Source organism: Ideonella sp. BN130291, assembly GCF_036231905.1.
In the GTDB taxonomy this organism is placed as follows: Bacteria; Pseudomonadota; Gammaproteobacteria; order Burkholderiales; family Burkholderiaceae_C; genus CAMLIZ01.
Window position 1 is genome coordinate 236,091 of record NZ_JAZARE010000002.1, and the last position, 20,427, is coordinate 256,517.

Genomic DNA, 20,427 nt, shown 5'->3' on the forward strand with positions numbered 1-20,427 from the left:
ACCCGATCGCGGGGTACCGCGCCCGCCCTCCGAGAGGGCCTGAACCCGGCTTGGGAGCGGCCCGGCGTCGGGTTCAGCGGATCTTCTTCTGCAATTCCGCCCATCCATCCGCCCCCAGGTCTTCCAGGGTGCGGATGTTCGTTTCGTAGATCCGCTCGGCCTCCGGGAAGGCGTCCACCGCGCGGTCCACGCTGTCTTCGCGCAGCAGGTGCAGCGTGGGATACGGGCTGCGGTTGCTGGCGTTGCTCACGTCGTCGGGTGACGTACCTTCGAACTGGTACTGCGGGTGGAAGCTCGCCACCTGCAGCACGCCTTCCAGGCCCATGTCTTCCACCGCCTGGTCGGCCAGCTCGAGGAAGTCGTTGTAGTCCATGAAGTCGGTGAGCACCCGCGGATGGATGATCAGCGTGGTGTCCACCTCCGCGGGGTCAGCGCTGGCCAGGTGCTGCAGCTCCGCGCACAGCGTGTTCAGCAGGTCCTCCGGGTCGGTGTCGTCGCTCACCACGTAGCGGATCTGGCCCTTGGTGTGCACTGCCTTCGCAAAGGGGCAGAGGTTCAGGCCGATCACCGCGTGTTCGATCCACGCGCGGGTCTGGGCAATCGCCTGTTCGGTGCTTGGCAGCTCGTTCATCGCACCTCCTAGCGCTGGCTGCGGGCCTTGCGGCTGTCCACCTCGGCCAGCTGGGCCTTCAGCAGCAGGAACAGCACCCGGGCGTTTTCCACTGTCATGGTGAGGGTGGTGGTGGGCTCGCCTTCGTCGCGCGCGGGTTTGGGCAGCACGCTGGCGTCCACCCGGGCCTCCACCAGGCCATGGGCGTTGGACATCGCCTTCACGCGTTGCACTTCGATGGAATAGGTCTTCACGGCAGGAACGTTCGATGGTCAGGCCTCACAGGGTACTGCAGGCCGAGCGCATCCGGAACGCGGCACCGTGCGTACAGGCCGGCATGCCCACACTGCGGAGCCTTCCATGAGCCGAGCCGCCCACCTGGCCATCCACTGGGTCGAACAGGGCCGGGTGCCCGACACGGTGGTGCGCGCCGGCGTGCGCCGCCTGCTGAAGGCCCGGCTGGCCGAGGTGCACGACACCGACATCGAAGCCGCCGCCCGGCTCACCGACAGCTTTGCGGCCCGGCTGCGCGATGCGCCACGTGCGCTGCAGCCGCACAAGGCGAACGAGCAGCACTACGAGGTGCCGGCGGCCTTCTTCGCCGCAGTGCTGGGCAGGCACCGGAAGTACAGCAGCTGCTGGTGGGGCGAGGGCGTGCAGTCGCTGGACGAAGCCGAGGCCCGTGCGCTGGCCATCACCTGCATCGCGCCGAGCTGGCGGACGGCCAGCAGGTGCTGGAGCTGGGCTGCGGCTGGGGCTCCCTCAGCCTGTGGATGGCGCAGCGCTATCCCGCCAGCCGCATCACCGCGGTGTCCAACTCGCAATCGCAGCGTGCCCACATCGAGGCCGAGGCGGCTCGCCGCGGCCTGCACAACCTGCAGGTGATCACCTGCGACATGAACCGCTTCGACACCACCGAGCGCTTCGACCGCGTGGTGTCGGTGGAGATGTTCGAGCACATGCGCAACTGGCCGGAGCTGTTCGGCGCGGTGTCGCGCTGGCTGCGGCCCGCCGGCCGCTTCTTCCTGCATGTGTTCACACATCAGGGCGCGCCCTATGAGTTCGTCGAGCGCGACGCCACCGACTGGATGAGCCGGCACTTCTTCTCAGGCGGCATGATGCCCAGCGACGACCTCGCGCTGCACTTCCAGGACGAGCTGCGGCTGCGCCATCGCTGGCGCTGGGACGGCCGCCATTACGAGCGCACCGCCACTGCCTGGCTGGCCAACATGGATGCCGCGCGCGACCAGGTGTGGCCAGTGCTGGAGCAGACCTATGGTGCGACTGACGCGGCGGCCTGGTGGATGCGCTGGCGCCTGTTCTTCATCTCGTGCGCCGAGCTGTTCGGCTTCGAACAAGGCCAGCGCTGGGGCGTAAGCCACTACCTGTTCGAGCCGCGCCATCCGGCGGCCATCGACGCCCACGCCGTAGGCGCACGGCCATGACGCAGGCCGTGGTGGCGGCGCCCGCGCGGCTGGCGCCGGCGCGCGTGATCCTCAATGCAGCGGGCTTCCAGCTCGGCTGGTTCGCCTGCGTGCTGGGCGCCGCGCGCGGTGAGGCGGCGCTGGGCACCGGCGTGGCGGCGCTGCTGCTGGCGCTTCATGTCGCTACCGCGCCGCGGCGCCGGCAGGAGGCGCTGCTGATCGGCGGCGTGGTGCTGCTGGGCTTCGCGTGGGACAGCGCCCTCGCGGCGGCCGGCATCGTGCGCTACGACACCGGCGTGCTGCTGCCCGGCACAGCGCCGTACTGGATCGGCGCCTTGTGGGCGTTGTTCGCGGCCACGCTGAACAGCTCCATGCGGTGGATACGGCACCGCTGGCGTGTGGCGCTGGCCTTCGGCGCGCTCGGCGGCCCGCTGTCGTTCTGGGCCGGCGTGCGCCTGGGAGCGGCGGCGTTTCCGGACACGACGCTCGCCCTCGCCGCACTCAGCCTGGGATGGGCGGTGTGGATGCCGTTGCTGGTGCATCTGGCCGCCCGGCTGGATCGATCGCCCGATGTACCGGCAAGAGCGGCGCAACATGGCTGAGGCGCTGTCGCTGTGGCACGCGGCCACGAGAGGGCTGGTCGTGATGGCCGTGCTGGGCCTGTTCGCCTGGGCGGTGTGCTGCCTGCGACACAACGTGGCGCTGGTCGACCGCGTGTGGTCCTGGTTTTTCATGGCGGGCGCGGCGGCGTATGCGCTTGCGCTGCCTGCGCTCGGGCCGCGCGCGCCGTGGGTGGCCGGCCTGCTGCTGGTGTGGGGCCTGCGGCTGTCGGCCCACATCACCTGGCGCAGCTGGGGCCATGCGGAAGACCGGCGCTACCAGGCGATGCGCCAGCGCCATTCACCGCACTTCGTGCTCAAGAGCCTGGGGCTGGTGTTCGGCCTGCAGGCACTGATCGCCTGGTGCGTGTCGGCGCCCCTGCTGGCCGCGCTGGCGTCACCCCGGCCACTCGGCCTGCTGGATGCGGCCGGCATCGCGCTCACCTTGTTCGGCACGGTGTTCGAGGCCATCGCCGACTGGCAGCTGCTGCGGTTCCAGCGCGACGCCTCGCAGCGCGGCCGCGTGATGGACCAGGGCCTGTGGCGGTTCTCGCGCCACCCCAACTACTTCGGCGAAGCCTGCGTCTGGTGGGGCCTGTCCCTGCTGGCCTTTGGCGCCGGCGCGGCCTGGACGGTGTTCTCCCCGCTGCTGATGACGCTGCTGCTGCTCAAGGTGTCCGGCGTGACGCTGCTGGAGCACGGCATCGCACAGCGCCGGCCGGGGTATGCCGACTACGTGCGCCGCACCAACGCCTTCGTGCCCGGCCCGCGCCGGCCGGCCCCATGAAGCGCTTGGGCATTGCGATGCTCGCCGGGCTGTGCACCTGGGCCAGCGCGGCGCCTCCAGCCTCCGAACCCGCCGGCCGAGAGTGGCACTTCGTGGTGTCGCTGGACGACAAACCCATCGGCGAGCATCGCTTCACCCTGCAGGAACGCGACGGCGAGCGCTTGCTGCTCAGCACGGCGCGCTTCGACGTGAAGCTGTTCGGTTTCACCGTGTACCGCTACCGCCACCGCGCCACCGAACGCTGGCGCGGCGACTGCCTGTCCGCGCTGGAAGCAGACACCGACGACAACGGCAAGACGTCGCAGGTGAACGCCCGCCTGCAGGCCGGCCGGCTTCAGGTGGACGGGCCGCAAGGCGATGCCGCCCTGCCCGCCTGCGTGATGAGCTTCGCCTACTGGAACCCGGCGATGCTGCGCCAGACCCAGCTGCTCAATGCGCAGAACGGCCGCTACGAAGCAGTGACCATCCGCCGCCTGCCCGACGGCCCCGGCGCACAGCAGCGCCATCGCATCGACGGCCTGGCGAATCCCCTGGAGCTGCTGTATTCAGCCGAGGGCGACTGGCTCGGGCTGGACTCCACCGTGGCTGGTGGTCGCCGTCTGCGCTACCGCCTGCGCTGAACTTCCTGCCGCAAACAAGCTGGCACTGACCTGGCGCGGATCGTTCACCGTTCGCACGCGGTCATAGGCCTCCTGCGCCTGCGGATAACACCGGCGCAGGTAGTTCAGCCACTGCTTGAGCCGGCCGGCGCGGTGGCGCGCTTCCACCCGCTGCTCCACCAGCTGCCAGAAGCCGGCCATCAGCGGCAGCAGCACGCTCCACGGCAGCCGCCCGCCCGCGCCGCGGATGGCCAGCGCCAGGCCCGGATCGGCCACCATGCCGCGGCCCAGCATCAGCGCATCGCAGCCGGACATGGCGCGGCAGCGCACCGCATCGTCCACGGTCCAGATCTCGCCATTGGCCACCACCGGGATGCGCACCACCGCCTTCACCCGCGGAATGCGCTCCCAGTATGCCGGCGGCCGGTAACCGTCGGCCTTGGTGCGTGCATGCACCACCAGCTCGCCGGCGCCGCCCTCGGCGATGGCGATGGCGCACTCCTCGGCCCGGCTGTCGTCGTTGAAACCCAGGCGCATCTTGGCCGACACCGGCATGGCCGGTGGCACCGCGCGGCGCACCGCCGCCACGATGCGGTGCACCAGCTCCGGCTCCTGCAGCAGCGCGGCGCCGCCGCCATGGCGGTTGACCACCTTGGCCGGGCAGCCGAAGTTCAGGTCGATGCCGGCCGGGCCCAGGCTGGCCAGGCGGGCGGCGTTGTCGGCCAGGCACGCCGGGTCGGAGCCCATCAGCTGCGCGCGCACCGGCACCCCGGCTGACGTGCGCCCGCCGGTCTTGAGCTCCGGCACGATGCGCAGGAAGGCACGCTCGGGCAGCAGGGTGCCGGTGACGCGGATGAACTCGGACACGCAGCGGTCGATGCCGCCCACGCGCGTGAGCGTGTCGCGCAGGGTGAAGTCGAGCAGGCCCTCCATGGGCGCGAGCAGCAGCGTCATGGGCGGCAAACGTGCGACAGTGCGCCCTTTGTCAAACAAGGGACCGGGCGGCTCATGGCGATGCGCAGGATGTGGCGGGCGGGCGTGATGCTCACGATGGCGGCGGCACTGGCGGCCTGCGGGCCGTTCATGGTCTACCGCCAGGGCAGCAAGGTGTTTTCGGAGATCGGCGAGCGCAACAAGACGCTGGCTGCGGAGAAGGAGAAGATGCTGGCCCGATTGTCGCCGGAGCTGCAAGCCCGCTGCCGGGCCGTGGCCGCCGACACCCCGGCCCGCGTGACCGTGGCCACGCCGCCGGCTGTGGTGTTCAACAGCGCCGACCCCGAGCTCACCGTGCCGGTGGCGGTGACCCGCCAGCTCAAGCTGCGGCGGGCCCGCTGGGCGGAGCTGCAGTACAACCGCCCCGCCGACGCCGACTACCTGGTGTTCTGGCAGCGCCAGGTCACGCGCAGCGAGCCGCTGCTGACGCTGGAGGAGCACACCCTGCGCGTGGAGGACAAGACCGGCCGGCCCGTGGGCCGGGACACCCAGTTTGCGCTGCACTGGCAAGGTGCGATGCAGCCGGAATACCTGCGCTGCGCCCGGGTGCTCGCCGGTGGCAGCGACCGCCTGCAGCCCACGCCGGCGCCGGATTTCGCCTTGCTGTACGACCTGTTCGGCCGCTACGACTGACGGAGTTGTCAGGCGTTTGCCTACACGGGCTTTCGCCGCAGCCCGACCCGGCGCACCGACGTCGCCTGATCGCAGGCAGCCCGGGCGGCGCGTACTCTGAGATCAACGGTGATGGCAACGTCACCCCCACTTCAGGAGTACGGACCATGGAACTGACCACCGCCCAAAGCCAAGCCCAGGCCGAAGCCCAAGCCCGCTACGTGCTGCGCTTCCAGTCCCTGTTCCATGAAGGCCGGGCCTACGCCTTCCCCTGCGACGCCCAGGGCCATGTGGACCTGGACGCGCTGAGCGACAAGGCGCGCAACAACTACCTCTACGCCCGCGCCGTCATCGGCCGCGAAGTGGCCATGCCGGCCGTGGAGCCGACCTTCCACTGAGCGCGCCACAGGGCCTGGGCCGCGCGCTCACTCGAGCGTGAAGCCGGCCTTGAGCGACACCTGCCAGTGCGCCACCTTGCCGTCGGCCACATGGCCCCGCACCTCGGTCACCTGGAACCAGCGGATGTTGCGCACGGTCTGGGCGGCCTTCTCGATCGCCGTCTGCACGGCTTCCTCGATGCCGACCGGCGACGACCCGGTCAGTTCAACGGTCTTGTAGACGTGATCGCTCATGCTGCCTCCGATGGGTGAACTCCCCTTCGCGGCAAGCCGGGTGCCCGCCCGGTGCGGTGCGCCTGTCGTCCTGCGACACTCGGCCCATGCTGATGCGCTCGCTCTTCCTGCTGCTGCACCTGCTCGCCGCCACTGCCTGGGTGGGCGGCATGGCGGCCATCCAGTTCGCGGTGCGGCCTGCCGCCGCCCAGGCGCTGGCGCCACCGGAGCGGCTGCGTTTCATGCAGGCCCTGCTGCGCCACTTCCTCAGCTGGGTGGCGATTGCCATTGGCGTGCTGCTCATCAGCGGGCTGGCCATGGTGTGGGAGGCGGGCGGTTTTGGCCGCATGCACGCCAGCGTGCACGCGATGGCGGCGATCGGCCTGGTGATGATCGGTGTGTTCGGCCACATCCGGCTGCGGCTGTTCGTGCAGCTGCAGCGCGCGCTGCAAGCGGGTGATGCGCCCGGTGCGGCCGCCGGCCTGGGCCGCATCCGCAACGCGGTGATGCTCAACCTGGTGCTGGGCACGCTGGTCTTCGCGGTGGCGCTGGTGGGGCGGGTGCTGTGGCCTTGAGCGCGAATGACCCGCGCCTCAAGCGCGCGGTTTGCCCGCGCCGAACAGTGATCGCAGCAAACCCGGCTGCTCGCGTGCGGCCGGATGGCTGCGGCTGACCAGCAGGCTGCCGGTGAGGTACAGCGCATTCAACAGGCGGCTGGCCCGCTCCACGTCCAGGCCGGGCCAGGACGCGATCTCGCGCAGCGAGACCGACTCGCGCTGCAGGCGCTGCATCGCCGGCCCCAGCGCCCCGCTGGCCGACAGGCGGCCGGCGCCATCGCGGCTGGGCACCAGGCGGTAGGCCGCGCGGCCGCCGATCTCGGTCAGCACGCTGCGGCGCGGCCCGCGCAGGGCCAGGTCCCACAGCAGCGGCGGCAGCGGGCGGTAGTGCTGCACATGGGCCACGCGTTCATGCATCCAGTGGCCGGGCGGCCGCACGCCGGGCGGCTCGGCGCTCAGCACGGTGAGCGCGGCGAAGCCGGCAGCGCCGGCCTCGGCCAGGTCGCGTGGCGAGTGGTACAGCATGGACTGGGGGAACAGCGTCACCGGCCAGACGAGCTGGTCCACCTGCAGGCACAGCAGCGCGGCTTCACGGTGGCGCACGCAGGCGGCGACCACCTCCAGCGCGTCGTCGGACTGCGGGTCGCGGTGCAGCCGGCGCAGGTCGGCCAACAAGGTGGTGGGCAGCAGCGTCGGCCCCGCCAGGCGGGCAAAGCCGCTGGCGCCGGTTCGCTCCCGCACGCGCTCGAACTCGCTCACGCGCCAGAGGGTGGAATCCTCGAAATCCCGCATGGCCCATGCTGGGGGCACGGATCGTCGGGCGGGGTTGCACGCATGTAAGGCGTGCAGCCAAGCGCAAGCCGTCGCTCAATGGGTACGTGCCACCCGTTCGATCAGCTGCCGTGCCTGCAACTCGGCGTTCAGGCCAGGCTCCAGCGGCGACCGGCACAGGCCGGCGTGCTGGTAGTTGAGGTTTTCGTACAGCTCGGCCGCGGCCGGAAAGGCCGACAGCACCGCATTCAGCCCGTCGCTGGGCGGCGTCTCGCGCAGCGCCTCGGCCAGGCGTTGGGCCACGGAGCGGTACTGCGCCGGCGACACTGCGACGGTGCTGCCTTCCAGGCGCTGCAGCAGGCTGGCCAGTGTCGCCACCACGGCCAGGCCGGCAGGCAGCTGGATCGGTTTGATGACTTTGGCGTTCATGCAGCCGAGTTGGGGACGGCGGCCCGCCGATTCAAGGGCCCGCTGGCGTACGCTTGCACGCTTTTGGAGGTGGCATGGTTCACGACTCGATCGGCTGGGGCCTGCTCGGCACCGGCGGCATCTGCAGCGCAATGGCGCAGGCGCTGGCTCACGTGCCCGGTGCACGGCTGGCCGCGGTGGGCTCGCGCGGGCTGGAGCGCGCACAGGCGTTTGCCACGGCGCACGCCGGCGCGCATGCGGACGTGGCGGTGCACGGCAGCTACCAGGCGCTGGTGGACGACCCCGCGGTGCAGGTGGTGTATGTGGGCACCCCCCATCCTGACCATGCCGCCTCCGCCCTGCTGGCGCTGCGGGCCGGCAAGGCGGTGCTGTGCGAAAAACCCTTCACGCTCAATGCTGCGCAGGCGCAGGCCGTGGTCGCCGAGGCCCGGGCGCGGCGCCTGTTCCTGATGGAGGCGATGTGGACCCGCTTCGTGCCGGCCGTGGCCGAGGTGGCGCGGCTGGTCCGCAGCGGTGCGATCGGCGAGCCGCTGTCGGTGCAGGCCGACTTCGGCTTCGATGCCAGTGCCTTCGCACCAGGGCACCGCGTGCTGGACCCGCAGCTCGGCGGCGGCGCGCTGCTGGACGTGGGCATCTACCCGCTGGCGCTTGCGAGCTTCCTGATGGGGCCGATCAGCGCCGTGCAGGCCCAGGCCCAGCTCGCGCCCACCGGCGTGGACGTGCACACCACGTTCAGCCTCCAGCACCGCAGCGGCGCACTCAGCCAGGGGCTGTGTTCATTGCGCAGCACCACGCCCTGGCGGGCGCTGGTGCTGGGCAGCGCCGGGCGCATCGAGCTGCACACGCCCTTCTTCCATGCCGAGCGCTTCCTGCTGGTGCGCCACGGCGACGCGCAGCAGGAGCACCATCTGCCGCACACCGGCAACGGTTATGCACACCAGGTCGAGGAAGTGCAGCGCTGCCTGCGCGCCGGGCTCACCGAAAGCCCGGTGATGCCGCTGGACGAGACGCTGGCGCTGATGGGCTGGATGGATGAAATGCGCGCGCAGATCGGGCTGCGCTACCCCGGCGAGTGAGCGTCAGGCGCGCACGTCGAGCAGGCTGCCGAGCACCTGGTCCTGCGTCTGCACCACCCGCAGGTTGGCCTTGAAGGCGTAGCTGGCACTCATCTGCTGGACCATGTCTTCGGCCAGGTGCTCGCCGGGCTCGGCCGCCTGCGCGACGCTGACACGCACGCCGCCGTCGGCCAGCGTCTGCTGCAGCACCTGCTGACGCCGGAAGCCGGGCGTCTGCGCGTTGGCGATGTTGTGCGCGGACGCACCCAGCTGGCGCATCGCCGCATTCATGCCTGACAGGCCGATGTTCGCAATGGAGTTCATGGCTAGCGTGGATATCGGCAGCGGGGCGGAAAAGTTAAGCTTGCCGGCTTCACCGACGCCTGGAGCCTGCATGACCCGCCTGTCCCGCCGCCATGCCTTCTGCGCGGCATGGCTGAGCTTGTTGTCTGCGGCGGCGGCCACCGCCTCGATGACCGCCGCCCAGGTGATCGAATCCACCAAGCCGACCGACTGGCGAGCGCTGGACCCGGACAACACCCTGGTGATGGAGCTCGCCGCCGGCCAGGTGGTGATCGAGCTGGCGCCGCGCTTCGCACCCCGCCATGCAGCCAACATCCGCACCCTGGCGCACGAAGGCTACTGGGACGGGCTGGCCATCCTGCGGGTGCAGGACAACTACGTCACCCAGTGGGGTGACCCCGACGGCGAATCGCCCGACAAGGCCAAGCCGCTGGGCAGCGCGCAGAAGAAGCTGCCGGCCGAGTTCTCGGTGCCGCTCAAGGGCCTGCCGCTGCAGCGGCTGCCGGACGTGGACGGCTGGGCGCCGGTCACCGGGCTGGTGGACGGCATGCCGGTGGCAGCCGACCCGAGAACCGGCCAGGCCTGGCTCGCCCACTGCTACGGCATGGTGGGTGCGGGCCGTGACATGGCGGCTGACAGCAGCAATGGCACCGAGCTCTACGTGGTGATCGGCCAGCCCGCGCGCGGCCTGGACTTGAACATCACCGTGGTGGGCCGGGTGCTGCAGGGCATGCAGTGGCTGGCCGCGCTGCCGCGTGGCACGGCCGAGATGGGCTTCTACGCGCAGCCGCAGCAGCGAACGACGATCCAGCGGGTGCGCCTGATGGCCGACATGCCGGAAGCCGAACGGCCGCAATTCGAGGTGATGCGCACCGACACCGACAGCTGGCGCCAGTTGCTGGACGCACGGCGCGTGCGGCGTGAGGAATGGTTCGTGCACAGCCCGCGCCACATCAACCTGTGCAACGCCAGCGTGCCGACGCGGCCGCGCACGGCAGCCGCTAAGGGCTGACCGGCAGCAGCTGGAAGCGGCCGCTCAGCGTCTGCTCCGGCGGCAGCACCATGCCGCCGGCATCGCCGATGCCCTGGGCCGCCAGGTTCATCCAGTCGGTGCAGTTGCTCACCGGCTCCATGACGAAGTGGTCTTCGTTGCGCGGGCTGTACAGCACGAAGTAGTCCAGCGGCGCTTCCGCCCGCATGAGCAGGCCGGCATGTTGTTCCGGCCAGTCCACCCGCGCCTCGCGCGACCAGCCGATGAAGTTGTTGTCCAGCACGATCTCGTCCAGGTCGATGCCGTCGGCCAGGCGCGACAGGAACACCGGCTGCGTGAGGCCGGTGGGCAGCAGGTCGGCGTCGCTGTCCCACATCGCGTCCACCCGGGTGGTGAGCCGGGTGCCGCGCGGATGCGGAAAGTAGGGATGGTGGCCGATGCCGGCCGGCATGGGATGTGCGCTGCGGTTGGTGAGCGCGATCTCCACCGACAGGCCGCGCTCGTCGAGCTTGAAGGTCTGGCGCGCGTCGAAGGCATAGGGCCAGTCGCGCGAGCCGTCGGCCGGCCGGTGCTCCTGCGTGAGCGTGGCGTCGCTCTCGGAGGCGGACTCCACTTCCCACGGCCCCTGCCAGCTGGTGCCGTGGATGGTGTGCGGCGAATCCTTGAAGTTGGGCGGCAGCTCGATCGGGATGGCGCCATAACCGCAGCGCCCATTGCGGATGCGGTTGCACCAGGGCGCGAGCGGAAAGCTGCCCATGCGCAGAGGGTCCCGCTCGGCGATCGCCTCGGGCGTGGCCGGGCGCAGCCAGTCGCGCCGCACGCCGGCGTGCTCGCTGTAGAAGGCGGCGATGGAGCCGCCCACGTCGGGCACCAGTTCGAGGCGCAGGTCGCCATGTCGCAAGGTCAGCATTCGGTGTGCTCCTTCAGGCCATTTCCACGGCACGGGGTTCGGGTTCGTCGTCATCCGCTTCCTCGCCGAGGAAGCCGCCACTCTGATGCGCCCACAGGCGCGCATACAGGCCGCCGCGGACCAGCAGGCTGCGGTGGTCGCCCTCTTCCACCACGCGGCCTTGGTCCAGCACGATCAGCCGGTCCATCGCCGCGATGGTGGACAGGCGGTGCGCGATGGCCACCACCGTCTTGCCTTCCATCAGGCTGTACAGGCTGGCCTGGATGGCGGCTTCCACTTCGGAATCGAGTGCGCTGGTGGCTTCGTCGAGCAGCAGGATGGGTGCGTCCTTGAGCATCACCCGCGCGATGGCGATGCGCTGGCGCTGGCCGCCGGACAGCTTGACGCCGCGTTCGCCCACATGCGCGTCATAGCCCGTGCGGCCGGTCGGGTCGGTGAGGCCCTGAATGAAGTCATGCGCCTCGGCGCGCCGGGCGGCGGACACCATCTCCGCCTCGCTGGCGTCCGGCCGGCCATAGAGGATGTTGTCGCGCACCGAGCGGTGCAGCAGCGAGGTGTCCTGCGTGACCATGCCGATCTGGGCACGCAAGGAATCCTGCGTGACATGGGCGATGTCCTGGCCGTCGATCAGCACCCGGCCCTGCTGCAGGTCATAAAAGCGCAGCAGCAGGTTCACGATGGTGCTCTTGCCTGCGCCCGAGCGCCCCACCAGCCCGATCTTCTCGCCCGGGCGGATGTGCAAGGACAGGTGGTCGATCACCTTGTCGCGGCCGTAGGCGAAGTGCACGTCCTCGAAGCGGATCTCGCCGCGCGTGACCACCAGCGGCTTCGCGTCCGGCTTGTCCACCACCGCATGCGCGCGGCTCAGCGTGGTGATGCCGTCCTGCACCGTGCCCACGTGCTCGAACAGTGTGGCCATCTCCCACATGATCCAGTGCGAGATGCCGTTCAGGCGCAGCGCCATCGCGGTAACCGCAGCCACCGCACCCACGCCCACCTGGCCTTGTGTCCATTGCCACAGCGCGACGCCGGCGGTGCTGGCGATCAGCCCCATGCTGAGCGTGTGGTTGACGATCTCGAAGCCGCTCACCAGCCGCATCTGCTCGTAGGCGGTGACCATGAAGTCCTTCATCGCCGAGCGTGCGAAGCCCGCCTCGCGCTGCGCATGCGAGAACAGCTTCACCGTCTGGATGTTGGTGTACGCGTCGGTGATGCGGCCGGTCATGAGCGAGCGCGCATCGGCCTGGCGCTGGCCCACCGCGCCCATGCGCGGCACGAAGTACCACAGCGCGGCCAGGTACAGCACCAGCCAGCCCAGGAAGGGCAGCAGCAGGCGCAGGTCGAAGGCACCCGCCACCGCGGCCATGGTGGTGAAGTAGATGGTGACGAACACGATGATGTCGGCCACGATCATCCAGGCCTCGCGCACCGCCAGCGCCGTCTGCATCACCTTGGTGGCCACGCGGCCGGCGAACTCGTCCTGGTAGAAGCTCATGCTCTGGCCGAGCATGTGACGGTGGAAGTTCCAGCGCAGCAGCATCGGGAAGTTGCCCGCCAGCGCCTGGTGCTTGAACATGGTCTGCAAGGCCATCACGGCCGGGCTGGCAAGCAGGATGCCGGCCAGCAGCAGCAGGCTGCCGCGCTGCTCGCTCCACAGCCGCTGCGGCTGCACCGCCGACAACCAGTCGACCACCCGCCCCAGCATGCTGAACAGCAGCGCCTCGAACGCGCCCATCACCGCGGTGAACACGGTCATGGCCGCGATGTGCCGGCGCAGCCCGCGGGTGCAGGCCCACAGGAAGGGAAAGAATCCGCTGGGGGGTGGATCGGGTGGTGCATCCGGATAGGGATGCACCAGTTTTTCGAACAGGCTGAACACGCCGGGCTCCTGATGCGCAGCCCGCAACGTTAACCCGCTTTGGCCGCGCGAGTTGGCGCGCCCTCAGGGCCTCACGCCGCGTGCATCGCGATCGCCGGTTGCTCGGCGCCCGACCAGCGCACGGCCAGCCGCTCCACCTGCTCCAGCGCCTTGGCCACGGCGGCCTCAAAGACCGCGCCACCGGTTTCTTCGCCCTCGGCGGCCACGGTTTCGATGTCGGTGAAGCCGATGAATTCCAGCACCGCGCGCAGCGCTGTATCAGCATGGTTCAGCGCCGCGTAGTCGCCGCCGGCGCCGAACCCCATGGCACCGCGCGATGTGACGAGCAGCGCGCGGCGTGGCCGGTCGCTGAGCAGCGGCTGGTAGCTCGTCACACCGTCGGTGCGGGTGATGGCGAAGGTTTCCCCGATGCGCACCACCAGGTCGGCCCAGGCCTTCAGTGCGGCGGGCATGCCGTAGTTGTACATCGGCAGGCCCACCACCAGCACATCGGCGGCGCGCAGCTCCGCGACGAGTTGGTCGCTCTCCGTGAGCGCGGCCTGCAGCTGCACGCTGCGCTGCGCAGGCGGGGTGAAGGCTGCCTGCACCCAGTTGCCCGGCATGGGCTGGGGCGGTTGCAATGCGAGGTCCCGGTAGGTGTACCGGTCGTGCGGGCGCGCGGCGCGCCATCGGCTGGCAAACGCGTGGGACAGGCGCCGGCTCCAGCTGCCGTGCGGCTCGATGCCGCCCCGGCCGGGGCGGGCGCTGGAGTCCAGGTGAAGCAGGTGAAGTGGCGTTCCAGGGTGGTGCATCGTGGTCCTCATGGATGAGATCGGTTGGTGGATGAGCAGACTCTATGGACCACGCCTGCGCCGGACAACTGGTCATTTCTTGCGGATCGCGCAAAATAAAACTCATCCATGACAAGCCGCCACCTGCCACCGCTGTCCGCCCTGCGCGCCTTCGAGGCCGCCGCCCGCCACAGCAGCGCCCAGCGTGCAGCGCAGGAGCTGCATGTCACCGCGACCGCCATCAGCCACCAGGTGCGTGCGCTGGAGCAGTGGCTGGGGACACCACTGTTCGTGCGACGGCCCAGGCAGCTCGAACCCACCGCCGCCGGCCGGGAGCTGCAGGCGGTGCTGGCCGTCGGCTTCGACAGCTTTGCGAGCACCCTCGCCCGGCTGCGCCGCGCCGTGGGGCGGCAGACGGTCACGATCTCCACCACCCCCGCGATCGCGGCGCGCTGCCTGATGCCTCGGCTCGACTGGATGCGTGAGCACCACCCGTTGCTGGACGTGCACATCCACGCCACCCATGAGCTGGTGCCCCTGGACGGCAATGCCGCGGACGTGGCGGTGCGCTATGGCCATGGCCCGTGGCCGGGCGTGGTGAACGAACCGCTGTTTGACAACGTGTTCGTGCCGGCCTGCAGCCCACGGCTCGGTCTCGTGCGCGCGGCCGATCTGCCGCGCCACACGCTGCTGCACTTCGAGCCGCGCGGCAGCAAAAGTGCGCCCATCAACTGGGCGGTGTGGCAGGCGCAAGCCCGCGTGCCCGGGCTGGACCCGAGCGCCGGGCCGGTGTTCACCGATGAAACCCACGCGGTGGCGGCGACCCTGGCCGGCCAGGGCGTGGCGCTGGTGAGCCGCGCGCTGGTGGCCGACGAGTTCGAGCGCGGCTCCCTGGTGCAGCCCTTCGGGCCGCAGCTGCAGGGCGCGCCGTTCCAGCTGGTGTGGCCGCGGGCACGCTCGGACGAGCCGGCTGTGCGCGCCATCCGCGAATGGGTTCACGTGCTGCGCAAGGAACTGGACGAGCTGTGCGGGCGCCTGCCTGCCAGCCCGTGAGTGCCGCTAGCGCAAGGCCACCCAGGCCGGCGCGTGGTCGCTCGGTTTTTCGCGTCCTCGATGCTGCGAGTCCACACCGCTGGCCACCAGGCGCTTCACCAGCCCCGGGCTCAGCAGCACAAAGTCCATGCGAAAGCCGGCATGGCGGCGGAACGCGAAATCGTTGACCCAGAAGGTGTACAGCTCGCTGCGCGCGGTGGGGTGCAGGTGGCGCGCACTGTCGATCCATCCTTGCGCGAGCAGTGACTCATGGGCCGCGCGGGTTTGCGGCTGCAGCACGGCGTCGAAGCGCCACGAGCCCGCGTTGTAGATGTCCTCGTTGGTGGGCACGACGTTGAAGTCGCCGCACAGCACCACGTCCAGGCCACTGGCCAGCAGCGTCTGGGCGTGTGCATTGAAGCGCTCGAACCAGGCCAGCTTGTAGTCGAAATTGGGGCTGGGCACCGGGTTGCCATTGGGCAGGTAGACCGACGCCACGCGCAGGCCGTGCACATCGGCTTCAAGGTAACGCGCCTGGCCGTCGGTGTCGTCACCGGGCAGGCCCCTGCGCACTTCCTTGGGCGCCGCGCCGCGCGACAGGATGGCCACGCCATGGTGGCGCGGCATGCCGTGCCAGACGACGTGATAACCGGCCGCCCCGATCGGCTCATGCGGAAACGTCGCATCGCCGGTCTTGATCTCCTGCAGGCAGGCGATGTCCGGCTGCGTTTCGCCCAGCCACTCCAGCAGCCGCGGCATGCGGCCCTTCACACCGTTGACGTTGAAGGTGGCGATCTTCATGGCAGGCATTCCATCTCGGCCGAAGGTGGGCAGTACCCGTGCCCGGCGACGCGGACTTTGTGTCCATCGGCCGCAGCGGCCCGGTCACCGTGATGAATCGCGCGGATCAATCCCACCACCCTGCTCGCCTTTTCCATCGACCGCAGGACGCACGGCTAACGCCGTGTTCGCCAAGTCGTTCCTCGTTGCGGTGACCAACCCCAAGGGCGACCTGTTCTGCTCGGCGCTGTTGCCCCAGTTCATCGACCCTTCGGCACCGCAGTGGCCGCAATACGCCACCATCGGCGTGGTGTTCGGGCTCATCGACTTCATCGTGATGCTGGGCTATGCCGCCATGGGTGTGCATGCCATCAAGCTGCTGCGCCGCCCCGCTGCGCTGTGGCTGGACCGCGCTTGCGGTGGGGTGCTCCTGCTGCTGTCAGGGTCGCTCCTGGTCTATCGGCGCAGCGCCAGCTGAAGCGCGCTGGCGGTATTGCCGGGTGAGCTCGATGCTCACCACGCACACCGCCAGCCACGCCAGCCCGCTGGCCAGGCCCGCGACCACGTCGCTCGCAAAGTGCACCCGCAGGAACACGCGGCTGCAGGCCACGGTGAAGGCCAGCGCCACCGCGCACAGCACCACGGCGAGGTGCCAGCGCTGCGGCACGAAGCGCAGCAGCACGTAGGCCAGCATGCCGTAGGCCACCACCGCGCCGGAGCTGTGGCCGCTGGGGAAGCTGTAGCCCGGCGCCGAGTAGATGGCGTCGTGCACCGGCCGCGCGCGGGCAAACACCTGCTTGAGCGTGGGGTTCAGCACGCCGTTGCCCACCAGGGCCAGCACCCAGCCGAGCGCCAGCCAGCGGCGGCCGCGCCACACCAGCAGTGCCGCGACCGCGATGCACAAGGTGATGAGCGTGACGGCATCGCCCAGGTGCGTGAGCAGCGCGAAGGCCTGGATCGCACCCGGCGGCACGTGGCGGCCGATCTGGTCGGCCAGCGCCTGGTCGGCCTGGCCCAGCGCGGGGCCGCCGCCCAACGCCTCGGCGATCTCGGCAAACGCCCAGGCCCCGCCCACCAGCAGCCCGAAGCCAACCACCACGCGCGTGAGAAGGAACACGGGCGGCGTGAGCGTGCTGGCCTGGTGCGGCACCAGCCAGCGGCGCAGCAGACGCCATGCGAGCGCGGCGGCCAGCAACAGCAGCAGCAGGCCCAAGAAGAACAACGCCAGCGCGTGGGCACCCACCCACGCTGCGGCCGCAATCAGCCAGCCTGCATGCTCAGTCATCGCATCGTCCTTGGGCGCGTGCTGTTGCCATCGAGAGAGTTTCTCCGATAGCATCGGCGCCGGCCGCATGCCTCATGCAGCCACGTCGCTCGGACGGTTCCGGGCGCTCACGTGAAAGCCAACTCCATGTCCTCATCGGGCCAGCGCCGCTTTGCGCGCATCGACCGCCTTCCCCCGTACGTCTTCAACATCACGGCCGAGCTGCGTGCAGCCGCGCGGCGCCGCGGCGAAGACATCATCGACATGAGCATGGGCAACCCCGACGGGGCCACGCCGCAGCACATCGTCGACAAGCTCGCCATCACCGCCCAGCGCGCCGACACGCACGGCTACTCGTCGAGCAAGGGCATCCCGCGCCTGCGCCGCGCCATCTCGCACTGGTACGAACAACGCTACGGCGTGCAGATCGATCCGGACAGCGAGGCCATCGTCACCATCGGCTCCAAGGAAGGCTTGTCGCACCTGATGCTCGCCACCCTGGACCGCGGTGACACGGTGCTGGTGCCCGACCCGAGCTACCCGATCCACATCTACGGCGCGGTGATCGCGGGTGCGGACATCCGCTCGGTGCCCAACACGCCGGACGTGGACTTCTTCGCCGAGCTGGAGCGCGCCATCAAGGGCAGCTATCCCAAGCCGAAGATGATGGTGCTGGGCTTTCCCTCCAACCCGACCGCGCAGTGCGTGGAGCTGGAGTTCTTCGAGCGTGTGATCGCGCTGGCGAAGCGGCACGACATCTTCGTGGTGCACGACCTCGCCTACGCCGACATCGTGTTCGACGGCTGGAAGGCGCCGTCCATCATGCAGGTGAAGGGCGCGAAAGACATTGCGGTCGAGTTCTTCACCCTGAGCAAGAGCTACAACATGGCCGGCTGGCGCGTGGGTTTCATGGTCGGCAACCCCGACCTCGTGGCCGCGCTGGCGCGCATCAAGAGCTACCACGACTACGGCACCTTCACGCCGCTGCAGGTGGCCGCCATCGCCGCGCTCGAAGGCGACCAGCAGTGCGTGCAGGACATCGCCGCCAAGTACCAGGCGCGGCGCGACGTGCTGGTGAAGGGCCTGAACGAGATCGGCTGGACGGTCGACAAACCCAAGGCCTCGATGTACATCTGGGCCCGCATTCCCGAGCCTTATCGCGAGCTGGGTTCGCTGGAGTTTGCCAAGCAGCTGCTGGCCAAGGCCAAGGTGTCGGTCTCACCCGGCATCGGCTTCGGCGACTATGGCGACGGCCATGTGCGCTTCTCGCTGATCGAGAACGAATCGCGCATCCGCCAGGCCGTGCGGGGCATCAAGGCGATGTTCCGCGCCGATGGGGTGCTGCAGCCGGCACCGGCCGCAAACGCCGAAGCAGCCGCGGGCCGCTGAGCGCATCGCCATGACAAGCGCCACGCCGAGCGTCGATGACTGCATGGCGTGGCTGCACAGCCATGCACCCACTCCCGCGGACGTGCAGGGCATGGCGCGTTTCGGCATGGCCGTGGACCGGCGCATCGGCCTGTCCATTCCCACCCTGCGGGGCCTGGCCAAGGCTGCCCGGCGCGACCATCAGCGCGCGCTCGCCTTGTGGGACACCGGCATCGCCGATGCGCAGATCCTGGCGGCCTTCACCGCCGAGCCCGCCGCTTTCACTCAGGCCCAGATGGACCACTGGGTGAGCACCATGGACTCGTGGGACGTCTGCGACCAGGCCTGCACCAACGCGTTCGCCGCCTCGCCGCTCGCGTGGCAGCAGCCCGCGCGCTGGGCGGCCCGGCCGGAGGAGTTCGTGCGCCGGGCGGCATTCGCGCTCATCGCTGCGCTCGCGGTGCACGACAAGAAGGCATCGGACGACGCCTTCGTCGCCACGCTGCCGCTGATCGAGGCGGCCGCCGGCGACGAGCGCAACTTCGTGCGCAAGGCCGTGAACTGGGCGCTGCGCCAGATCGGCAAGCGCAACGCGCGCTTGCATGCCGCTGCTGTTGCGCTCGCCCAATCGCTGCGCGAGCAGACCTCGCGCTCGGCGCGCTGGATCGCCAACGACGCGCTGCGCGAGCTGAACGCCCGCCGGCCTTAGGCGGGCGTCAGCGGGACGGCTGGGGAACGGTGTTCACCGGCACGCCGGAATCGCCGTCGCGCAACGGCATCACCTGCAGCATGTGGTTCTTGTGGCCGAAGCTCTGGTAGCCGGTGTACGGGTAGTAGTACCACGCCAGCACGGTGCTCGGCAGGTACTCCACCGACGTCCAGATGAACATGGACTGAAGGTTCGTGAACGGGCCGATGTTCACTTGCGTCCAGCCGGCCTGGTCGCACACACCCTCACGGTCGCAACGGCCCTTGTTGCCGAGCGTCTCCTGGAACAGGTGCCCCAGCTCGCTGAGCACCACGCGATGGGCCACCGTGGTCCTCACGTTGTAGCCGCAGTCGGTGTTCGAGTAGCCGAAGTTGCAGCCGTCGCTGTTGACGTCGACGACCTTCGGCAGGCGCCAGTCGGAATAGCCACCCGCCGACAGCGTCCTCACCCAGGCATTCGCATCCGCCCAGAACTGCAGGCCGTTGCCGCCCACGTCGCGCAGCCAGGTGACGTTGAGCTCCGGGTCGTAGTAGGCATCGATCCTGCCGTCGCCGTTGAGCGATCGCGGCTGCAGGCTCGTGACCCAGGTGCCCTGCCCCGGCACCGACGCGACGGCCGGCTGCACCGGCGGATCGGACGGGCGCGGCGTGACCTTGGTGGTGGGCACGCCGCTGTCGCCGTTGCGCACCGCCATGGCATGCATGCCGAGTGTCTTGATGCCGTAGGCCTGGTAAATGCCCGGCATGTAGTAGTACCAGGCGAAGGGGCCCAGCGGGCCGGTGTAAGACAGGTTCGTCCAGTAGAAGTAGGGCCGCACGTTGTAGAAAGGCCCGGTGTTGAGCAGCCCCCACGCCCCTTGCCCGCACTGGCCGCTGGCCTGGCAGTAGCCGGTGTTCCCCAGCTCCACCCGCATCAGGTATTCCAACTCGCTGAAGACGCGGCTGAAGCCCAGCGTCTGCACGTTGTAGCCGCAGTCGGTGCCCGCAAAGGCCCAGTCGCAGCCTGCCGGGCCCGTATCGACCATCGAGGGCAGGCGCCAGTCCGAATAGCCGCCGATGCGCAGGCCGCGCGCCCAGCTCTGCGCATCGTCGAAGAAGCGGATGCCCGACATGTCGGCATTGCGCAGCCACGTGATCTTGAGCACCGTGTCGTAGAACGCATCGGCTTCGCCGTCGCCATCCAGGTCCCGCGGCTGCAACGTGCCGGGTATCTGTATCGGCCCCATGCCGCGCGGCTGCGCGCTCGCGCCACTGAAAACGCCCAGGCAGCACGCCAGGCCGAACGCTTGTGCAAGCTTGCGCAAATCCATCGCTCCTCCCCCGCGAAAAATTGATCTTCAGTGCATGGGCTTTCCAGCCCTTCGACCGCAACTCG

At 69.7% G+C, this 20,427-nt stretch carries 25 protein-coding genes and 1 pseudogene; 13 read left to right on the top strand and 13 right to left on the bottom strand.

Features of this window, described 5'->3' with window-relative positions:
* Nucleotides 1–73 precede the first annotated feature (73 nt).
* Together VPH43_RS04385 and VPH43_RS04390 are read right to left on the bottom strand one after the other, a co-directional pair.
* On the bottom strand, nucleotides 74–631 hold the full coding sequence (locus VPH43_RS04385) for a DUF1415 domain-containing protein (RefSeq protein WP_328576438.1): 558 nt from the start codon (nucleotides 629–631) through the stop codon (nucleotides 74–76).
* Between the two features lie 8 nt (nucleotides 632–639).
* Nucleotides 640–864: a hypothetical protein gene (locus tag VPH43_RS04390; RefSeq protein WP_328576439.1), complete on the bottom strand. Its 225-nt coding sequence runs from the start codon at nucleotides 862–864 to the stop codon at nucleotides 640–642.
* Between VPH43_RS04390 and VPH43_RS04395 the strand changes: the two genes are divergently transcribed.
* Genes VPH43_RS04395 through VPH43_RS04410 form a run of 4 tightly spaced genes read left to right on the top strand, consistent with a single transcriptional unit; the run spans nucleotide 811 to nucleotide 4,040 of the window.
* Nucleotides 811–2,055: a class I SAM-dependent methyltransferase gene (locus tag VPH43_RS04395; RefSeq protein WP_328576440.1), complete on the top strand. Its 1,245-nt coding sequence runs from the start codon at nucleotides 811–813 to the stop codon at nucleotides 2,053–2,055. The genes VPH43_RS04390 and VPH43_RS04395 overlap by 54 nt on opposite strands.
* On the top strand, nucleotides 2,052–2,636 hold the full coding sequence (locus VPH43_RS04400) for a DUF2878 domain-containing protein (protein ID WP_328576441.1): 585 nt from the start codon (nucleotides 2,052–2,054) through the stop codon (nucleotides 2,634–2,636). Before VPH43_RS04395 ends, VPH43_RS04400 begins: the two co-directional genes overlap by 4 nt.
* Nucleotides 2,629–3,420, top strand: a complete 792-nt coding sequence (locus VPH43_RS04405) for a DUF1295 domain-containing protein (RefSeq protein ID WP_328576442.1) — start codon at nucleotides 2,629–2,631, stop codon at nucleotides 3,418–3,420. The genes VPH43_RS04400 and VPH43_RS04405 overlap by 8 nt, the downstream gene beginning before the upstream one ends.
* Complete coding sequence (locus tag VPH43_RS04410; protein WP_328576443.1) at nucleotides 3,417–4,040, top strand: DUF6134 family protein; 624 nt, start codon at nucleotides 3,417–3,419, stop codon at nucleotides 4,038–4,040. The genes VPH43_RS04405 and VPH43_RS04410 overlap by 4 nt, the downstream gene beginning before the upstream one ends.
* Here the strand turns inward: VPH43_RS04410 and VPH43_RS04415 are convergent.
* Complete coding sequence (locus VPH43_RS04415) at nucleotides 3,966–4,973, bottom strand: tRNA dihydrouridine synthase (protein ID WP_328576444.1); 1,008 nt, start codon at nucleotides 4,971–4,973, stop codon at nucleotides 3,966–3,968. The two genes, VPH43_RS04410 and VPH43_RS04415, sit on opposite strands and share 75 nt — an antisense overlap.
* Before the next feature lie 54 nt (nucleotides 4,974–5,027).
* Between VPH43_RS04415 and VPH43_RS04420 the strand changes: the two genes are divergently transcribed.
* Nucleotides 5,028–5,645, top strand: coding sequence for a hypothetical protein (locus VPH43_RS04420; RefSeq protein WP_328576445.1), 618 nt, complete (start codon nucleotides 5,028–5,030; stop codon nucleotides 5,643–5,645).
* Nucleotides 5,646–5,791: 146 nt separating this feature from the next.
* Nucleotides 5,792–6,022 (top strand): hypothetical protein, encoded by a 231-nt coding sequence (locus VPH43_RS04425; protein ID WP_328576446.1) that lies wholly within the window; start codon nucleotides 5,792–5,794, stop codon nucleotides 6,020–6,022.
* A gap of 27 nt (nucleotides 6,023–6,049) precedes the next feature.
* Here VPH43_RS04425 and VPH43_RS04430 read toward each other — a convergent pair whose 3' ends face one another.
* Nucleotides 6,050–6,256 carry a dodecin gene (locus tag VPH43_RS04430; RefSeq protein ID WP_328576447.1) on the bottom strand — a complete coding sequence of 69 codons (207 nt, stop codon included), beginning with the start codon at nucleotides 6,254–6,256 and terminating at the stop codon, nucleotides 6,050–6,052.
* Between the two features lie 86 nt (nucleotides 6,257–6,342).
* On the opposite strand from VPH43_RS04430, the gene VPH43_RS04435 reads away from it, so the two are divergent.
* On the top strand, nucleotides 6,343–6,810 hold the full coding sequence (locus VPH43_RS04435; RefSeq protein WP_328576448.1) for a CopD family protein: 468 nt from the start codon (nucleotides 6,343–6,345) through the stop codon (nucleotides 6,808–6,810).
* Between the two features lie 18 nt (nucleotides 6,811–6,828).
* Here VPH43_RS04435 and VPH43_RS04440 read toward each other — a convergent pair whose 3' ends face one another.
* Together VPH43_RS04440 and VPH43_RS04445 are read right to left on the bottom strand one after the other, a co-directional pair.
* Entirely contained in the window at nucleotides 6,829–7,584 is a 756-nt protein-coding gene (locus VPH43_RS04440; protein WP_328576449.1) for a hypothetical protein, read from the bottom strand.
* Nucleotides 7,585–7,659: 75 nt separating this feature from the next.
* Nucleotides 7,660–7,992: a hypothetical protein gene (locus VPH43_RS04445; protein ID WP_328576450.1), complete on the bottom strand. Its 333-nt coding sequence runs from the start codon at nucleotides 7,990–7,992 to the stop codon at nucleotides 7,660–7,662.
* A 74-nt stretch (nucleotides 7,993–8,066) separates the two neighbouring features.
* Between VPH43_RS04445 and VPH43_RS04450 the strand changes: the two genes are divergently transcribed.
* Nucleotides 8,067–9,068, top strand: coding sequence for a Gfo/Idh/MocA family protein (locus VPH43_RS04450; protein WP_328576451.1), 1,002 nt, complete (start codon nucleotides 8,067–8,069; stop codon nucleotides 9,066–9,068).
* 3 nt (nucleotides 9,069–9,071) lie between these two features.
* Here VPH43_RS04450 and VPH43_RS04455 read toward each other — a convergent pair whose 3' ends face one another.
* Nucleotides 9,072–9,371: a flagellar basal body rod C-terminal domain-containing protein gene (locus VPH43_RS04455; protein ID WP_328576452.1), complete on the bottom strand. Its 300-nt coding sequence runs from the start codon at nucleotides 9,369–9,371 to the stop codon at nucleotides 9,072–9,074.
* Nucleotides 9,372–9,441: 70 nt separating this feature from the next.
* Here VPH43_RS04455 and VPH43_RS04460 point away from each other — a divergent pair, with 70 nt between their 5' ends.
* Complete coding sequence (locus tag VPH43_RS04460; protein WP_328576453.1) at nucleotides 9,442–10,362, top strand: peptidylprolyl isomerase; 921 nt, start codon at nucleotides 9,442–9,444, stop codon at nucleotides 10,360–10,362.
* On the opposite strand, the gene VPH43_RS04465 is transcribed toward VPH43_RS04460, so the two are convergent.
* The 3 genes from VPH43_RS04465 to VPH43_RS04475 all read right to left on the bottom strand — a co-directional run bounded on the left by VPH43_RS04465 (nucleotide 10,352) and on the right by VPH43_RS04475 (nucleotide 13,933).
* A complete protein-coding gene (locus VPH43_RS04465) occupies nucleotides 10,352–11,251 on the bottom strand; it encodes an aldose 1-epimerase (RefSeq protein ID WP_328576454.1) in 900 nt (299 codons plus the stop codon). The two genes, VPH43_RS04460 and VPH43_RS04465, sit on opposite strands and share 11 nt — an antisense overlap.
* Before the next feature lie 13 nt (nucleotides 11,252–11,264).
* Nucleotides 11,265–13,130, bottom strand: coding sequence for an ABC transporter ATP-binding protein (locus VPH43_RS04470; RefSeq protein WP_328576455.1), 1,866 nt, complete (start codon nucleotides 13,128–13,130; stop codon nucleotides 11,265–11,267).
* Between the two features lie 71 nt (nucleotides 13,131–13,201).
* Nucleotides 13,202–13,933, bottom strand: coding sequence for an FMN-dependent NADH-azoreductase (locus VPH43_RS04475; protein ID WP_328576456.1), 732 nt, complete (start codon nucleotides 13,931–13,933; stop codon nucleotides 13,202–13,204).
* A 96-nt stretch (nucleotides 13,934–14,029) separates the two neighbouring features.
* Between VPH43_RS04475 and VPH43_RS04480 the strand changes: the two genes are divergently transcribed.
* A complete protein-coding gene (locus VPH43_RS04480) occupies nucleotides 14,030–14,953 on the top strand; it encodes a LysR substrate-binding domain-containing protein (protein ID WP_328576457.1) in 924 nt (307 codons plus the stop codon).
* Nucleotides 14,954–14,959: 6 nt separating this feature from the next.
* On the opposite strand, the gene xth is transcribed toward VPH43_RS04480, so the two are convergent.
* Nucleotides 14,960–15,733, bottom strand: coding sequence for an exodeoxyribonuclease III (xth, locus tag VPH43_RS04485; RefSeq protein WP_328576458.1), 774 nt, complete (start codon nucleotides 15,731–15,733; stop codon nucleotides 14,960–14,962).
* A gap of 145 nt (nucleotides 15,734–15,878) precedes the next feature.
* Between xth and VPH43_RS04490 the strand changes: the two are divergent.
* Nucleotides 15,879–16,190: pseudogene (locus tag VPH43_RS04490) on the top strand (LysE family translocator); the annotation flags it as partial.
* Here the strand turns inward: VPH43_RS04490 and VPH43_RS04495 are convergent.
* The gene (locus VPH43_RS04495; RefSeq protein WP_328576459.1) at nucleotides 16,152–16,997 is read right to left on the bottom strand and encodes a phosphatase PAP2 family protein; all 846 of its coding nucleotides are present in this window, start codon (nucleotides 16,995–16,997) and stop codon (nucleotides 16,152–16,154) included. The pseudogene VPH43_RS04490 and the gene VPH43_RS04495 overlap by 39 nt on opposite strands.
* A 126-nt stretch (nucleotides 16,998–17,123) precedes the next feature.
* Here VPH43_RS04495 and alaC point away from each other — a divergent pair, with 126 nt between their 5' ends.
* Together alaC and VPH43_RS04505 are read left to right on the top strand one after the other, a co-directional pair.
* Nucleotides 17,124–18,365, top strand: coding sequence for an alanine transaminase (alaC, locus tag VPH43_RS04500; RefSeq protein ID WP_328576460.1), 1,242 nt, complete (start codon nucleotides 17,124–17,126; stop codon nucleotides 18,363–18,365).
* 10 nt (nucleotides 18,366–18,375) lie between these two features.
* Entirely contained in the window at nucleotides 18,376–19,053 is a 678-nt protein-coding gene (locus VPH43_RS04505; RefSeq protein WP_328576461.1) for a DNA alkylation repair protein, read from the top strand.
* 7 nt (nucleotides 19,054–19,060) lie between these two features.
* Here the strand turns inward: VPH43_RS04505 and VPH43_RS04510 are convergent, their stop codons facing one another.
* The gene (locus VPH43_RS04510; RefSeq protein ID WP_328576462.1) at nucleotides 19,061–20,362 is read right to left on the bottom strand and encodes a hypothetical protein; all 1,302 of its coding nucleotides are present in this window, start codon (nucleotides 20,360–20,362) and stop codon (nucleotides 19,061–19,063) included.
* Between the last annotated feature and the right edge of the window lie 65 nt (nucleotides 20,363–20,427).

Coding starts and splice junctions, on each gene's coding strand:
- VPH43_RS04385 (WP_328576438.1), bottom strand. CDS start 631: ATGAACGAGCTGCCAAGCACCGAACAGGCGATTGCCCAGACCCGCGCG.
- VPH43_RS04395 (WP_328576440.1), top strand. CDS start 811: ATGGGCGTTGGACATCGCCTTCACGCGTTGCACTTCGATGGAATAGGT.
- VPH43_RS04400 (WP_328576441.1), top strand. CDS start 2,052: ATGACGCAGGCCGTGGTGGCGGCGCCCGCGCGGCTGGCGCCGGCGCGC.
- VPH43_RS04405 (WP_328576442.1), top strand. CDS start 2,629: ATGGCTGAGGCGCTGTCGCTGTGGCACGCGGCCACGAGAGGGCTGGTC.
- VPH43_RS04410 (WP_328576443.1), top strand. CDS start 3,417: ATGAAGCGCTTGGGCATTGCGATGCTCGCCGGGCTGTGCACCTGGGCC.
- VPH43_RS04415 (WP_328576444.1), bottom strand. CDS start 4,973: ATGACGCTGCTGCTCGCGCCCATGGAGGGCCTGCTCGACTTCACCCTG.
- VPH43_RS04420 (WP_328576445.1), top strand. CDS start 5,028: ATGGCGATGCGCAGGATGTGGCGGGCGGGCGTGATGCTCACGATGGCG.
- VPH43_RS04425 (WP_328576446.1), top strand. CDS start 5,792: ATGGAACTGACCACCGCCCAAAGCCAAGCCCAGGCCGAAGCCCAAGCC.
- VPH43_RS04430 (WP_328576447.1), bottom strand. CDS start 6,256: ATGAGCGATCACGTCTACAAGACCGTTGAACTGACCGGGTCGTCGCCG.
- VPH43_RS04435 (WP_328576448.1), top strand. CDS start 6,343: ATGCTGATGCGCTCGCTCTTCCTGCTGCTGCACCTGCTCGCCGCCACT.
- VPH43_RS04440 (WP_328576449.1), bottom strand. CDS start 7,584: ATGCGGGATTTCGAGGATTCCACCCTCTGGCGCGTGAGCGAGTTCGAG.
- VPH43_RS04445 (WP_328576450.1), bottom strand. CDS start 7,992: ATGAACGCCAAAGTCATCAAACCGATCCAGCTGCCTGCCGGCCTGGCC.
- VPH43_RS04450 (WP_328576451.1), top strand. CDS start 8,067: ATGGTTCACGACTCGATCGGCTGGGGCCTGCTCGGCACCGGCGGCATC.
- VPH43_RS04455 (WP_328576452.1), bottom strand. CDS start 9,371: ATGAACTCCATTGCGAACATCGGCCTGTCAGGCATGAATGCGGCGATG.
- VPH43_RS04460 (WP_328576453.1), top strand. CDS start 9,442: ATGACCCGCCTGTCCCGCCGCCATGCCTTCTGCGCGGCATGGCTGAGC.
- VPH43_RS04465 (WP_328576454.1), bottom strand. CDS start 11,251: ATGCTGACCTTGCGACATGGCGACCTGCGCCTCGAACTGGTGCCCGAC.
- VPH43_RS04475 (WP_328576456.1), bottom strand. CDS start 13,933: ATGAGGACCACGATGCACCACCCTGGAACGCCACTTCACCTGCTTCAC.
- VPH43_RS04480 (WP_328576457.1), top strand. CDS start 14,030: ATGACAAGCCGCCACCTGCCACCGCTGTCCGCCCTGCGCGCCTTCGAG.
- xth (WP_328576458.1), bottom strand. CDS start 15,733: ATGAAGATCGCCACCTTCAACGTCAACGGTGTGAAGGGCCGCATGCCG.
- VPH43_RS04495 (WP_328576459.1), bottom strand. CDS start 16,997: ATGACTGAGCATGCAGGCTGGCTGATTGCGGCCGCAGCGTGGGTGGGT.
- alaC (WP_328576460.1), top strand. CDS start 17,124: ATGTCCTCATCGGGCCAGCGCCGCTTTGCGCGCATCGACCGCCTTCCC.
- VPH43_RS04505 (WP_328576461.1), top strand. CDS start 18,376: ATGACAAGCGCCACGCCGAGCGTCGATGACTGCATGGCGTGGCTGCAC.
- VPH43_RS04510 (WP_328576462.1), bottom strand. CDS start 20,362: ATGGATTTGCGCAAGCTTGCACAAGCGTTCGGCCTGGCGTGCTGCCTG.